The organism is Enterococcus sp. AZ196, assembly GCF_050498845.1.
GTDB lineage: Bacteria > Bacillota > Bacilli > Lactobacillales > Enterococcaceae > Enterococcus_A > Enterococcus_A murrayae.
Genome location: NZ_JBIPAM010000004.1, coordinates 1 through 14,716 on the forward strand (window position 1 = coordinate 1; position 14,716 = coordinate 14,716).

General features: G+C 33.1%; 13 protein-coding genes. 3 read left to right on the top strand and 10 right to left on the bottom strand.

Annotated elements, in window-relative coordinates; all coding sequences use genetic code 11:
* Nucleotides 1–163 precede the first annotated feature (163 nt).
* Nucleotides 164–730: a recombinase family protein gene (locus IGI67_RS25665; RefSeq protein WP_429959912.1), complete on the bottom strand. Its 567-nt coding sequence runs from the start codon at nucleotides 728–730 to the stop codon at nucleotides 164–166.
* Nucleotides 731–1,121: 391 nt separating this feature from the next.
* Here IGI67_RS25665 and IGI67_RS25670 point away from each other — a divergent pair, with 391 nt between their 5' ends.
* The gene (locus IGI67_RS25670) at nucleotides 1,122–2,948 is read left to right on the top strand and encodes a MucBP domain-containing protein (RefSeq protein ID WP_429959913.1); all 1,827 of its coding nucleotides are present in this window, start codon (nucleotides 1,122–1,124) and stop codon (nucleotides 2,946–2,948) included.
* A gap of 60 nt (nucleotides 2,949–3,008) precedes the next feature.
* Here IGI67_RS25670 and IGI67_RS25675 read toward each other — a convergent pair whose 3' ends face one another.
* The 9 genes from IGI67_RS25675 to IGI67_RS25715 form a co-directional block, all read right to left on the bottom strand.
* The gene (locus tag IGI67_RS25675; protein ID WP_429959914.1) at nucleotides 3,009–5,015 is read right to left on the bottom strand and encodes an isopeptide-forming domain-containing fimbrial protein; all 2,007 of its coding nucleotides are present in this window, start codon (nucleotides 5,013–5,015) and stop codon (nucleotides 3,009–3,011) included.
* Nucleotides 5,012–5,227, bottom strand: a complete 216-nt coding sequence (locus IGI67_RS25680) for a hypothetical protein (RefSeq protein WP_429959915.1) — start codon at nucleotides 5,225–5,227, stop codon at nucleotides 5,012–5,014. The genes IGI67_RS25675 and IGI67_RS25680 overlap by 4 nt, the downstream gene beginning before the upstream one ends.
* Nucleotides 5,228–5,291: 64 nt before the next feature.
* Complete coding sequence (locus IGI67_RS25685) at nucleotides 5,292–6,119, bottom strand: pilin N-terminal domain-containing protein (RefSeq protein ID WP_429959916.1); 828 nt, start codon at nucleotides 6,117–6,119, stop codon at nucleotides 5,292–5,294.
* Nucleotides 6,109–6,876 carry a class C sortase gene (locus IGI67_RS25690; RefSeq protein ID WP_429959917.1) on the bottom strand — a complete coding sequence of 256 codons (768 nt, stop codon included), beginning with the start codon at nucleotides 6,874–6,876 and terminating at the stop codon, nucleotides 6,109–6,111. The genes IGI67_RS25685 and IGI67_RS25690 overlap by 11 nt, the downstream gene beginning before the upstream one ends.
* Before the next feature lie 16 nt (nucleotides 6,877–6,892).
* Nucleotides 6,893–8,857, bottom strand: a complete 1,965-nt coding sequence (locus IGI67_RS25695) for a SpaA isopeptide-forming pilin-related protein (protein WP_429959918.1) — start codon at nucleotides 8,855–8,857, stop codon at nucleotides 6,893–6,895.
* Between the two features lie 40 nt (nucleotides 8,858–8,897).
* Nucleotides 8,898–9,602 (bottom strand): class A sortase, encoded by a 705-nt coding sequence (locus IGI67_RS25700; protein WP_429959919.1) that lies wholly within the window; start codon nucleotides 9,600–9,602, stop codon nucleotides 8,898–8,900.
* Between the two features lie 274 nt (nucleotides 9,603–9,876).
* Nucleotides 9,877–10,224 carry a hypothetical protein gene (locus IGI67_RS25705; protein ID WP_429959920.1) on the bottom strand — a complete coding sequence of 116 codons (348 nt, stop codon included), beginning with the start codon at nucleotides 10,222–10,224 and terminating at the stop codon, nucleotides 9,877–9,879.
* A 50-nt stretch (nucleotides 10,225–10,274) separates the two neighbouring features.
* Nucleotides 10,275–11,585: a relaxase/mobilization nuclease domain-containing protein gene (locus tag IGI67_RS25710; RefSeq protein ID WP_429959921.1), complete on the bottom strand. Its 1,311-nt coding sequence runs from the start codon at nucleotides 11,583–11,585 to the stop codon at nucleotides 10,275–10,277.
* Nucleotides 11,586–11,605: 20 nt separating this feature from the next.
* Nucleotides 11,606–12,307: a hypothetical protein gene (locus IGI67_RS25715; protein WP_429959922.1), complete on the bottom strand. Its 702-nt coding sequence runs from the start codon at nucleotides 12,305–12,307 to the stop codon at nucleotides 11,606–11,608.
* A gap of 365 nt (nucleotides 12,308–12,672) precedes the next feature.
* Between IGI67_RS25715 and IGI67_RS25720 the strand changes: the two genes are divergently transcribed.
* Together IGI67_RS25720 and IGI67_RS25725 are read left to right on the top strand one after the other, a co-directional pair.
* The gene (locus IGI67_RS25720) at nucleotides 12,673–13,821 is read left to right on the top strand and encodes a hypothetical protein (protein ID WP_429959923.1); all 1,149 of its coding nucleotides are present in this window, start codon (nucleotides 12,673–12,675) and stop codon (nucleotides 13,819–13,821) included.
* 16 nt (nucleotides 13,822–13,837) lie between these two features.
* Nucleotides 13,838–14,704 (top strand): hypothetical protein, encoded by an 867-nt coding sequence (locus IGI67_RS25725; protein ID WP_429959924.1) that lies wholly within the window; start codon nucleotides 13,838–13,840, stop codon nucleotides 14,702–14,704.
* The last annotated feature ends 12 nt before the right edge of the window (nucleotides 14,705–14,716 follow it).

Sequence of the window (14,716 nt, forward strand, 5' to 3'; positions counted from 1 at the left end):
TAACAACCACTCCAATCAATACAATAAAATATACTTTATTATACTATTTTCATTACTTGATATTAAGAGCTTAAATGAAACTCGTCCTTTTAGTAAATTCTGTTTCTAAAAACTAACTAGATTACTGAAACAAAATCAAATATACTTTATAGTGCTTTTTTTGCTATTTCTCTGTTTCTATTCGCTTCTTAATTCGTTGTAATGTACTTTTACTGAAACCAGTCACTTTAGAAACTTCTCTATATGAATTAGTCTTTAGCAAATCATAAGCGTGTCGTTTCTTAGGTGTTATAGGCGCTATTGGTCTTCCTTCCTTATAATTCGGTTTGTGCTTTTTGGCGTGAGCTTTCCCTTCCTGTGTACGTTCAACGATCATATCTCTTTCAAATTGAGCAAATGCCAGCATTTGTGTCAATATGAGCTGACCTGTTGGGGTGTTCTCAATAACACCCATATTTAAGATATTCACACGTATATCACGTTTGAAAAGAGATTGGACGGTAGTTAATCCATCAACAGTAGATCGAGCAAATCGATCAAGTTTTGTTGCAACAAATGTATCACCACTTTTCATTTCTTTTAACAGTTTTGAAAATTCTTTTCTATCCATTTTTGTTCCTGTATATTTTTCCGTAAAAATCTTATCACATTTTTCTTTTTTCAAAAGTTCGATTTGTGTTTCAAGAGTCTGACCTCTAGTTGAAACACGAGCGTAACCAAAAATTGTCATTTTCCACTCCTACTTTCTGAACAAAGTTTATGAATACTCACCAACCCTTATTTTATACGAATGGAGTGCTTTGTTCAACAACTGTTAAGTTTTTGAACAAAGCGTATTGACAAACCCTTAAATTAATCCTACCATAAAGTAGGTTTTACATCAATATTAGTTGCCATCAATACATCAAAACTAAAAAAACACTTGCAAGTGCACTTGCAAGTGTGTTAATATTAAGTTAGCAAGAGATACATGATACAATAAAAGAAAGGATCGTGATTTGAAAAAAATTGTTCGTAAGTAATTTTGGTATTCGTTATTACGATCGATCATTGATGATATAAGTTAATTTGAATACCAAGTGTATTATTATAGAAACTAAAAAAGAACAGGAGTGATTCACATGAAAAAATTATTTAAAGTTGGAGTATTGTTATTGGGATTAAGTATAGCTGTAGTAGCTAGTTCTGAAGCTGATGCAGCAACAAACGAAATGTTTCGTCTATACAATCCAAACAGTGGAGAGCATTTCTATACTGCTAATACAGTAGAAAGAGATAAAGTAAAAAAAGCCGGATGGAAATATGAAGGGATTGGGTGGAACGCGCCATCAAGTGGTGATCCTGTTTATCGTTTATACAATCCTAATGCAGGTGATCACCACTATACCTTACATGCTTCAGAAAAGAATCATTTAGTAAAGGTTGGGTGGAAATATGAAGGGATTGGATGGTATTCTGATAAGAACAAATCCATACCACTTTATAGAGCTTACAACCCTAATGCAAAAGCAGGAAGCCACAATTATACAATAAACAAAGGGGAACAGAATAACCTTTTAAAAGTAGGTTGGCGTAATGAAGGGATTGCTTGGTATGGTTCCAATAAGTCCACAACACAACCACCTATTACCAAATATACTGTTACTGTCAAACATGTTGGATCAGATAACAAAAATTTGAAGTCATATACTGCTTCAGTTGAGAAGGGGAAGACATACACTGCAAAAGCGGAAAATTTTTCGGGATACACCCTGAAGGGTAGCAACTCACAGTCTGTTGCCGTAAATGGGAACAAAACAATTACCTTTAATTATACAAAAAACTCGACTCAACCTGTTCAAAATTATACTGTTACAATTAAGCATATTGATCGACAGTCTGGGCAATTACTTGATTCAAATAAGGAAACTGTAAAATCTGGTACAACTTACACTGCTAAAGCAAAAGATTTTAAATACAATGATGATACTGTTACTACTGAAAAACAATTCTCTTATCGAGTTAATGGGTCAACTAATCAAGCAGTTACAATGAATGGGAATAAAACACTCACCTTCAATTATGATCAAGTTCACCAAATTTATATCTATGCTACAAATAAAAATTCTGAATCTCTAATTACTAATAAGAACCAACGGAATGTAATTAATGTAACTCATGGTAAGAGTCAAACAATAACCCCTCCGTCTATTAATGGATATGTTTTAGACCCACGTGAAGGTTCGCAAAGTTCAATTACTCTAAACAATGTGACAGAAAGCAAACGGATAGACTTTAACTATTGTCGGGAATTCAATGTGACAATAAATCATACAAACATTGATAATAACCAAGTAATTTTTTCAGAATCAAAAAAATTACTTGAAGGTGAAAATTTCACTACTACATGGAAAAAAGATTTAGTCACTCAAAACTATTATTTGTGTGGTGAAAATATTCGTTCTGGTTCACGCTCAGTAAGTAATATTTCAAAAAATGAAACGTTAAATTTCAAATATAAAAATGTTTCTTTAGATCAATTAAATCAGATGATTATATCTAAAGAATTAGCTATTTTAAATCAATACAGAAACCAACAAGGTTTAGATACAGTTTCAGGTCATGTAACTGTACAGAAAGCTGCTGATATTCGTGCTGAAGAATTAAAGGTTGCACCTGGTCACTATCGACCGGGCGGAGGTACAGCACAAGATTTACTCGAAAGTCTAGGTTGTTTTGGATTCCGAGGAGAAAATATACATGGTGGTTTTCTCTATATTGATGATTTAATAAACAATGGCGTAACAAGCATTATGAACGCTTGGAAATCAAGTTACACACATAATGCAAACTTACTTGACAATAAGATTGTCATTGCTGGTTTTTCAAACTCGTTTACTGTAGATGAAAATTCAGGGATTCTAGATTATGATTCTGTATTTTTAGGATCAAGAAATGTGTTCAAATAACTGACGAAAAAGAAGGACTACTCCATTAGGAGCAGTCCTTTTATTTGGCATTAGCCAGCCTTAGCTGTTAACCTTTTTCTTTTTGTATATTACGTATACTAAACAAGAAAAGATCAATCCCATAGCTCCAACGAGTGAAGATTTTATCTGTTCGATAGAACCTGTGTTAGGGATAGATAAACTTGGGAAAGTATAGTCCACACCAATGATAGGCTCATTTGTTGAATCTACAAACCCATCGGCTGTTACTGTAGCAACATTCTTAATATCAACTTCTTTGTTAGATGGAGTCTTACAAGTGAAAATCAAATCTATCACTCGACCATCAAGTGGATTTGCTGCTAAAAATGATTCTGAAGCTTCCCATGATAGAGTCCTTGTCGCAGAATCGTATTTTAGTGTTCCTTGATCAGTAATGTCTTTTTTTGTACTATTATCATAAATTTTTGCAGTTCCATCTTTGTAAGTTAAACGTGAATCAAGTGGATCAACAATACTAAAGGTTTTGTAATGGTCATAATTAATATCTGTACCTTTTTTGTGCCAAAGAGCTGATACAGTATAAACAACCTCTGATCCAGTTTTCAAAGGTGCAGTGTCAGTCCCTTTTTCACCTTTATTTCTTCCATCAACATCTTTTCCTTCTTGTTCAACCTTCTTAGTTGGTTTTTTAGGGAAATAATTTTCTACTGTATTGGTTGGTTGAGGGTAACGTTTGTTAAAATCAGTGACCGCAGTATTTTTCGCTATCAATTTAGCATCTGCCTTAGCTTTCATATGGAGTTCCAATACATAAGTTTTACCATAAGTGTTATTGTTGTTTAGAAAAGCTGTAGAAGCCGTATACGTGACCTTGTTACCACTTCGGTTAATTGTTCCTCCAGCATCAGCAACAGTAAATGTATTTCCATTTTTCAACAATAATCGACCTGATTTATATTCCATGTTTGTATCGTCAAATGTATCAGTTATTGTAAAAGCTGAATACTTTGTTAGTTGATCAGCACCATTTCCAAGAGCACCAAATTTCTGTGTAATATGATAGTATACATCAGAACCTTTCGCTATCATTTTCTTATCAATGTTATTCTCGCTTGCTTCAGTTCCCGGTTTATTGTATACAGATTTAGTTGGTTTTTCAGGATATGCACTCCAAATATTTGCGGTAGCCATTGTAGTCCACTGATTAAATGCTGTTGTCCCTAATGTGAATTTAGGATTTTTCCCGGTTAATTTAAATGTAACTGCTCCACGTGTATAGTTAGGGTCTCCAACTGCATCAACAAAATTTGCATCTGTCGAAGCAATACCACCAACGACATTCCCACTCATCATAATCGGATTTGTATACTCAGCTAAAGCAGTATTCTTAGTGAGATAGTATGGTTGTGCTCCCATTTTTTCATAGGCGGTAAATTCCTGATGGAGAAAAGCTGATCCATTAACCGCTGTGGCATTCCTACCGTTCAAACTTCCAATAGTCATGTACGAAGTATCATCTAAAGTAACGTCTCCACTTCCATCTGTGTATTTGAAGTTAAATGTAGCACTAGAAATACCAAAGCCAGAATATGTGAATCCATCTAAAAATGAACTGTTTGGGTAAAACCACATGAAGTTTTTATACGACTTTCCACCAACAATGATTTCGTGAAAAGCATCATACTTGTTGTTACCTGTAGTAAAGCCTGATAAATCTAGTCTCAAGTCAATTGGTTTACCTTTGAATGTTCCCATATTCTTATAATCTACATAAAGGTGATCACCAGAAACTAAACTACCTTTATCCCAAGCTAGAAAATAATTTCCGAGAATCGCTGAATCGGTATTTGGACCCACTTTAGAAATTGTTCCCTTGATTACAGATGATCTAGACGAACTTAATTGTGCAGTTGAGGTTAACGATTTGTTCCAATTAAAATGTAACGAGTTTTTCGGACCGAAATCAAATGTGTCTACTTTAGTAGCAGCGGCTTCAGCAAATGTACCATTAAGCAACACTGAAACAATAGATAAAAAACCTAAAAAAATAGTAAAAACATAGTTTTTAAGCTTTCTTATTTTCATTTTATCCCCACTTTCTTTTTCTTTTTAGTAATTACTCCAATTAAAATACTCACACAGGTAAGGCTCGAAATGACTGTTAATGCCCATAACTGTCTAGAAGCCAAAGCTGCTTCGACTGGAATAATTGGTGACTCGATTGAGAAGTATTGCAGAAGTAACGGCTGCATTCGATCTTGAGTTGACAACATTGAAATAGCTAATGAACCATACATAAGAAAAAAAGCTGCGAATAAGATAATGAAAAATATAGTTATAGTAATTTTTTTAACCATTCACTTAGCCTTTCGAGTCAAACAAATTGACAACGGTTTGAATAATTGTTTCAAGGAAATCTCTTTTCACACCAGTAGAAACTACTTTTTTCACTTCTTTTTCAGCATCTTGTTCGGAATTCTGACCATTAGTTTTTTTAGGATCATTTGAAATTGGATCTGACTTCGGATAATACCAAATATTTTCCATAGGGTTACCATCTTCATCACAAATTGGCGTAATAAATACAAATGGCTCGCTTGTTGTTGCTGATTCAGGACTGTCGCTGTTTACAGCATAATAGGCATTCGAAGTTAAAAGATTAGTCTCCACTGTATATTCAAAAACTCCGTCAACTCCATCAACAGTTTTTGTATCTCCTTCAGTAACTAATTTAAGTTGATCCTCAGATAACTTCTTGCTACGTTCAGTAACATCTGTTGTAATCTTTTCAATATTGCTTTGATCTAATCCTGTCTTGCCACCAGAAACTTCTTTTAGGATTTCAGTAACATCATAAATCTTAAAATGCGCTCCGTTTACACCTTCAAAATCTCTGATAAATTTACCATTATTAGTAATCTTTTCTTTTGAAACAACTTTTTGAATATGAATTGTTTGTTTGAATAGGATTGGTTCTTGAAAATCTTCTTCTGATACTTTTTCTGAACTTTGTGAGTTTCCACCCTCTTCTGCACTTGTACTTACACTTGTACTTGTACTTGCGCTTGTACTTGTGCTTGGGATAGAACTTGAATCACTAGTGTCACTGTCTGCTGCTAGTACAGTTGTGTTAGAAAGTATTGCAACTGATAATAGTAGCACTGCACCTAAAAACTTATTAAATTTCATGTCGGTTCTCCCCTTTCTTTTTACGAAAGATAAGTAATCCAGCTCCTGCTAAAACAACAGGCAAAAAGCCCATCATAAGATACTTAATATCTTGATCTCTCTTTAGCGGTGCTTTTAAATCTGAAGTTTTAAAACTTGTTCTTTCACCAGTAACCAAGTATCGATTCCGATTACTATATCTAGGTGTACAAGTCATCAAAGTAACTAAGTCTTTGTTAGGCTCTGGCATTAGATATCTCTCAGTATTCTTTTTTAAGGTTTTTAATTCAACTTCTACTATCTTTACCACACGATAATTATGATTTTGATTGTCAACTGTTAAAATAAAATTATCGCCTTTTTCCAATTTAGTAAGATCATTGAATAAATTTGCTTTTGATAAACCATTATGTCCGGCTAGCATCGGATTTTTGTTCAAGCCACCTTTTACGTCTCCTGTTCCCTCTGTTATACCAATTCCATACTTTAATACCTTGTCTGATGTGCCATAATATATTGGTAGTTTTAGTTTTAAAGAAGGGATCATAATTATTGCTTCAGGTGATCCTAATTCGGCTTTAGAAACATTAATCGAATTTTTTTCTGATACTGATGAGTTAGGTCGGTACTCAATATTTTTAAGCAATTGTTCCTGCTTGTATTTTAAAACGGCACTCTCAACATTTTGATTAAGGAAAAAACCAAATGAAGTGAGAGACGCTAAAATCAGTGCTAAAGTAGGTAAGATATTTATCTTCGTTACTTCAGAATTTTTCATAAAGTATCACCTGAATCTAGTTAATTTGTCTTTTTTTCATATAATAAGCTCCTGCTAAACCAATTAATAATACTGTTGATCCTGCTGCTGCAATAATTAAGTTGCGTTTGCTACCTGTGTGAGCGATTGCTGCTTTTTGTTTATTCTTAATTGAAATTCTGTTCTCTTCATCAAAGCTATTTTCATCTATTGTAAATTCAATATCTTTTGGTAATTTCTGATAACCTTCAGGTGCTTTAATTTCACGCAAAGTATACTCGCCTTTCGAGAAACCTTGAACATCAAATTTTCCGTCTTTATCTGATTTATATACAAAAGCATCACTTTCACTATCAGTCCATTGTGCTTCCTTAACACCATCTTTATCAGTATCAATTTGACCTCCAAAGAATTTACCTTCTTTCAAGACAACAAATTCTGCGCCTTCTAGCGGAGTTGTACCACCTACTCCAAACAATCCACTGTCTACTTTTAAGAATTTTGCTCCGAATGTTTTCACATCAACCTCAGTTGTAATCTCTCTCTTTTCTTCTTCGCTATTAGGATTATTGTTGTAAGTAAATAGAACAGAGTTAGTTAATGGATCATTTACAACTGCTGTTTCATTTAATACCATGTTGTAGTCTAAAATAATTTGTTGTCCGTGAAGTTTCCCAACAGTTTCACTGACTTTCCCATTATCCATTATGAAATCAACAGTGAATCCATTTTCTCTGTTTGTTAACTTGAAATCAGTTCCTTCTTTAAGTGTGATCGATTTATCACTATTTGTTGCTTTTAGGTTAGCTTTACTTGCAACATATGTGAGTCCTTTATCTGCTGTATCACTCCAATTGAATGTTGGATAATGAGAAGTGGTAATTTTATTACCATTAATTGAGATACCTTCAGCACCTTCAATGTCTTGTGGAACTAAAATCTTTCCTTGATAGTTAACTAAATCACCTACAGTAAATGAGTCTCCAACCACTGTTTTTTCTATCACAGGTGCTTTGTAGTTCACATAAGAGCCTTCTAACTTAACATTAGTTCCTTCTGCTGTAATTTCAAATGATAACTTGTTATGTTCATCATTCCGAGCATCAGCGCCTAATAAATATTGATCCTGTGTTGGGTTTTTATCTTTTCCAACAACTACACTAGATGGAACTTCAACTAGATAGTATTTCCCTACTGTAAGGTCTTCAACTAAAATCTTTCCTTTATCATCAGTAATAGCAGCTCCTAAATTCTTACCTTTTCCCGGCTCGCCTTTATAAATCTCAAACTTGGCATCTTTCAAAGGTGTATCTTCGTTTTTCTCAGTTCCATCATTACCATACTTAGTGAACTCAAAATTCAATTTTTTCGTAATATTTTTTGGGTATAGCTGGATGTTCTTTAAAAATGACTTTCCATCAGATGAAGTCATCGGTGCAGCCACAACCATAGGCTTAGCCTTTTCAACTATGAAACCTGCGGCAGACTTGCTTTCGTAAATAGCATACACATTTTGATTATTATTTGTGTATCCCGGCAAGCCGCTAAATGTGATTTCACCATTTTCGTCAACTGCTTTGGTTGCTGAGTTTTTGCCATTTTTAATATAATCACTATTGGCTCCCTTTGATTCAATATCTTCAACAATCTGGTCAATCTTAGCATTAGTTAATTCAGAATCTTGTTTTGGCAACACAATATCTGTAATATTCACAATTGTAAACTCAATATCTCCGTAATCAGATTTGTTGTATTTTGAAACGCCCTCTGGCAAGGTGTCATGTGTGTGACCATCATTCTTAATACCATCAATATCAACATCTAATTTGGTTCCACTGTCATACATTAACTTATGAACCGTAATGTCTACAGCAGAAGGCGGAACTTGTTCTGTCGCATCTGCTGCATGTGCCATTGATCCAAATCCTTGTGTTAAACCCAAACCTAAAATACTAGCAATCGTAATTGCTGTTTTCCTAAAAAATATTCTCTTAACTTTCACAATACATACACTCCTTTTTAGTTGTTTATATAAGCAGATTCTATTCATTTGGAATCTGTTGATTTAAATGTCCTTGAACTACATAACGCTGTTTTACATTTCCTGTATACACACAAGTAAATAGGGTAAGAATTGCCTTTTCTCCACCCTTCGGCAATGAAAGGAATGATCCTTCTTCTGGCACTCCGTTAACTAGTGTGTACTCACCGGGCATTTTAAAAATGCGGTCAGCTTTATAACGATAAATTGTGTCATTACTAATCAAATCCATGCTATCACCGACCTTTACACTAAACAGATCAGAAAAAATCACACCCGGTATTTCCATGTTATGACCTGCAAGAACAAAGTTTCCTTTTCCCATTTCAGCATCTTCATAAAAGTAAGTTGCTGCTCCTAAAGAAAGTGTGTATTGATTTGCACCTATAAAGATTGGTATAGTTTGATTAATAGATTCAATTTTTAAATGACCAGCAATATTTTCTTTCATCTGCATAGAGATAGCCTTTTTTTGAAGTTTAATCATATCGTTCATAGTGGCTGTATTATCAACATTTGAGTCGTCAAATTTGAATTTTCGGGCTTTGGGATTACTCTTCTCTATTTGGGAAAACGTAGTGGCATTAGCAGTAAATTCTTTTTTTTCAATTTCCTTAATAAGCTTATAACCAGCTAAGCTTCCAAATAGTAAGATGAAAAGCATCAAAAACATTAAGATTTTTTTAAATAAAGGGTTTTTTTTCATCTCATATGTCCCTCCTTTCTATAGTAATTTCTAGTAAAATGAAGTGGAACGACAGGCGACACCTGCTATAAAAACTATTAAACCTACCATATAGTAGGTTTAATAGTTAAAAAAATAACGCCAATATCAGCATTTGTAAAAACCAAATTTTTATTAAGAGAACTTGTGAAAAGTCAGTAGTTTTTATTTTTAAGAAAAAATGTCTTATTTGTAATAAGGGGGTGATTCTTTTTTTTCTCCATAAAATAACTGTCATTTTCAAACGATGAAAACCTTAATAAAACGTACGATATGGTAGGTTTTGATCAATACTCATTGTGTCTAAATGTGTATAATGGTTAACGTGAGAGGACAAGCCGGAGAAGTGCTGCAACACTTCTCGGTTTGTGACCTTGCAATTACCGCAATTAAATGCGAGGTCGTCCTCTTTTTTTGCATTTGGTCTTAAATACTCCAAACCTTCTCTAGTAATTAGTAACGTTTTTCCTTTCATTGCGACACTGCCTTTTAGCAATGAGTTTGATCCATCTCTCCATAGCATGTAAATGTACTTTGGATTCTTACCAAGCTCAAGACTGGCTTCATGTGCTGTTAATATATCGTTCCAATCTACACTGGCCATTATTTTTATTTCACCCCCTTGAGTATAAATATACCATAAAGTATGTTTTCTTATCTATCCTTTTCAATAATTTCTTTCGACCTCTCCCTGCGATTCTCTCTAACTTTAGTATCTTGCCCCTTTGCATCAAGACTATTATAAAACATATTTCGTTCTTCTTTGAGTTGACTAACCTTATATTCCAACTCTGCTAAATCTGTTATACCATGATGCTTTTTTAGATAATTCAAGTTTTTTCTCGCATTATCATACGCCTTAAAGTCTTGGTAATTATCCCTCTTAAATTTTTCCCTATCTTCTGATTTTTTAAAATTACTGATTAAACTCAAGCTATTCTTGTAAACAAGAAAACTGTTCTCCATTTTACTGAGCTTATAGATTAATTCATCACGACTCATTAATTCCTTCTCAAAATGCGTAGTAATATTCACCTTTATCTCTTCCTTTTCATTCAGTTGATCCAATGAAATGTTTTCTCTATAAAGTCTTTTACCAATTTCATTTAAGTAGTTGATATTTTTTCTAGTTGCCCAACGTCTCAAGCCGAAAGAAGTTTGAAATTTTTTTCCAGTTTTATCAATCCATTGCTTATCAATAATACGCTGAGTTACAGGAACATAACTTTTATTTTCAATCCTAAACTTTATTGATGATTCTAGATAGTTCATACCCAATACCTTAGTGCGAATATATTTTTTTCCATCTTCAGCTTTAAATGCTAGATACTTACCTCTTTTATATGAGTATCCGCTGTTTTTCATATTATTCAAAAATTCATCAAAAGTATTTGATTGCTTTATGTTCTGATCAATTAAAATCTCTAGTTTACTTTTAAACGATTTTCCTGAACCCCTTACAACATACTCATTGAAACTCATACCACGATTTGCTTTTATTTCGGGAATCATGAGTCCGTTTTCAAATGAAATCTGATCGTTGATCATTCTTAAATCATACTTTGTATGTTTCGTTTTGCTATCAAACATTTTTAAATCGGTACATTTTATTGAATTAAATATTATATGATTATGCAGGTGCTCAGTTTCTTCATGAGTTATGACAATATACTGATGATCATTTTTTAAGTATCTTTTCGCTAGTTCAACACCAAAAAAATGAGCTTGTTCTGGAGTGATTTTTTCCTCTGGATCAAACGATTGATAAATCATTCGTGCAAACATTTCTTTGTTCGTATTTTTCGCATGATTATACTCTTGTAGAGTGTAATCAAAATCTGAAACTATTGAAGGCTCTTGACACTCATTCGTAGTTACTAAATGACTAATCGTTTTATATTCTTGCAAGCTATAATCAATAAGCTTTCTCAAATTTTGTACTCTGTGCATTTTTACTATAGACACTCGTAAAACCACCTTATTTATTACTGGTATTTGTCAATGATTTCTTTTAACTCAAACCAATCATCATCTGAAAAACAGTAACCCTTTCTTTCGGTCTTAAATTTAATTTTCTCAGATAAAATAAATAATTCATTGTACAGCTCTATTAATGAATCCTCATTTAGATTGACGATTGAGTTAGAATAAAGATAATCCCAAACGAATTCTGATAACTCCTTTTCTTGTTTAGGTGAATCGTCTAAACATTTAATCAAGAAATCAAAATCTTCCCTGATTCTTTCAAACACTTCTCCAAACAAAAGCTCTTTCGGAATTTTCATTTTTTTCTCTTTCATTGCCTGAATTAATATCTCCGTTTTCTTCAGGTCCAAATTATCACTTGAGAAATTAAACTTCAAATCAGTTAATCTACGATACTCCCTATTCATTAGCTTATATATCTGATTCAATTTCGATTTAAAAAAATCAATTTCCATATCGGTATAAAAACCATCTGTATTAATTCTCCGCATTAAACTGTTTATATTTTTTCCAATATAATTAATTTCCTTAGTCAACTGCCTGTATGCACTCATATCCATGTCTAATCGGAAGTATGTTTTAGAAGCATCTAAAAGGAAAGAAGAAGCACTCGAAAACCCTAAATCACCTGCTTTTTTCTTTATAAATTCTTTTTCTTTTTCAGTCAATGAAACATTAAGACTTGTTTTGAATCGTGTCAAAATAATCACCTCATAAAGTTTGGAATAATCGAGCAAAGCGACAACTAAAAGTATGACTATTTTTGTAAAAAAATAGTCATTACTTTAGTCAAGGTTGTAGGAATATCCTACCAAGCAAAAGCATAGCTTTTTTGGGTGTGTGCGCACACACCCGATGCTTGCCTTTCCCTTAATCACTTGAATTTTGCTGCTATTATTATATCATTTAATCCTACTTTATGGTATAATTAAAAGAAAAAGAAAGGTCAAGTGATCGTATGGGAGCAAACATTGATGACCAAACACGAGCAGCAATTGAAATCGTGTCTTCAGGTGCTAAGCTTACTGAAGAATTGATTTTAAAAATTCTCAGAACAGCAACAGAAATGATTACGGATAAACAGAAATATCCTAAGTCGCCAGTCATTGAAGCTAATACTAAAAGGGGAAAGCAAAAGATTCAGGACTTAGTTCAGAAGCACAAGAACGGCGTAGAAGCGCTTGAAAACAACGTGTCGAAGGATCAGGTCAAAGCCTACTCAAAAGAGCTTAAAAAGCTTGGTGTGGACTTCTCAGTTCAAAAAGTTGGAAAAGATAATTACTCATTCTTTTTTGCTACTAAAGATGTTGGTGTTATAGAAAAAGCATTGAAAAACGTTGTCGAAAAAAAATCTCTTGAAGTTTCGAAAAAGAGCCAACTTCCGATTAAAGAAAAGGAACTTGAAGACTTAAAGGAAAAAACTGATTTAGTCTCTCTTGAAGGTTTGAGTGAAGACGAAAAAAACGAAAAGTTCACTGAGCTTTATCGCCAATTGTCAAAAGAAGAAAAAGAATATTTTAAGCAAATTGTAAAAACTGAAAAAGAATCAGCAGACAATTTTTATGCTGATAGGGATACGAATTTTGAAGCGGATATTTTAGCCAAAATGAAAAATGATTTATCAGATAAGCAGCAAGATAGTGTACAGAATTTGTATGACACTTTCGTAACAAATAATTCGGAAAAAAATGAACTTAGAGGGAAAATCAGTAACAAAAGAATGCCAGATTTATTGGAAAAAGTTGATGTAAAACTCTTTGAAGAAAGTGAAGCAACTAAAGTTGATCTTAAAAATCTTAACGAAAATCAAAAGTTAGATAAATTTGAATCAATGTATGATGAACTTTCTCCTGTAGAAAAGCAACTGTTCAATCAAAAAAATCTAGCTACTAACGAGCTGAAGGATCGCTATTTTAATGATTCTGATTCCATGAAGGAAACTCAAAAATTATTTGATTTGAAAGACCAAATTAGCGATCAATCTTACCAAAAAACAAACAATCTCTATAACCTATTTGTTAAGGATGATCTTAACACCAGTCCAGAACAGAAAGATAAGTTGGCAATCAATAAGATTAAAGAAAAGATTGAGCAAAAAGAAAAGTCACCAAACATTTATTCTATTGCAGGAGTCAAAGCAATTGATAAACAAATTAAGGAACAAGAAAAAGAGCAAGGAAAAGAAAAGACAAAACAACAAGATATGTCACGTTAAAAAAGGATGTGTTTGAATGGTTAATCGCGAGGAATTTATAAGAGATTTACAAGATTTAATTTCTGATGATCCATCAATGGCAAGTGGTATGGACGAAGAGATTATTTATAAAATTGATGATTTAAATATATATGGTGGATTTGATATGGGGATTCGTGGTGTTGACCATCGAAACTTACTTTTTGAAGGGGTCACATGGAATGATATTATTCATTGGGGAACTGTAGTTGTTCCTGAAACAAGGTCTTATATCAGCGATCAAATTATCGAGCAATTCGAGGACTTGGGGTTTGAAAATTTACCAACGAATAATAATCATCTTATGGGCTTTAAAGAGGAAGATGTGGAAGAGATTGACGAGGAAATTGTTGAAATAGACGAAGATGATATTCCATATAAAATAGCAGTAGAATTTGAGAAAAGTAAATATGAGGAAATAAAAAGGTTTGATGATGGAGAAATTCTTTATAAAAGGTTCGAAAATGGCGAAGTGGCACATAGCAGCATTTTTGAATCATATGAGTTGCTTTTTGATGTGGTCTATAAGGATCGATTTATTGATAGTTTAAATAGCATTGAGTCAGAAAACTTAATCGAATATTTCGGTCAAGAAAACTTTGATTATTTACTAGAGAATGATTCAATTTTACAAGAAAAATACGATAAAGTAGGTTTAGAGGAAAGAAGAATATTAGAGGAAAAAATATTACGTGAACGAAACAAAGAACGTGACTTGGATAATGACGGTTCACCTGATAGAATTGACATTGACGATAATAGAAATGCTGTTCAACTGATCAGCGATTTGGATATTGTAAAAAATGGCACAAGTAAAGAGCAGATGCAAAGAAAATCAGCTACTAATGATGAACTTGAACTATAATGACTAATCACT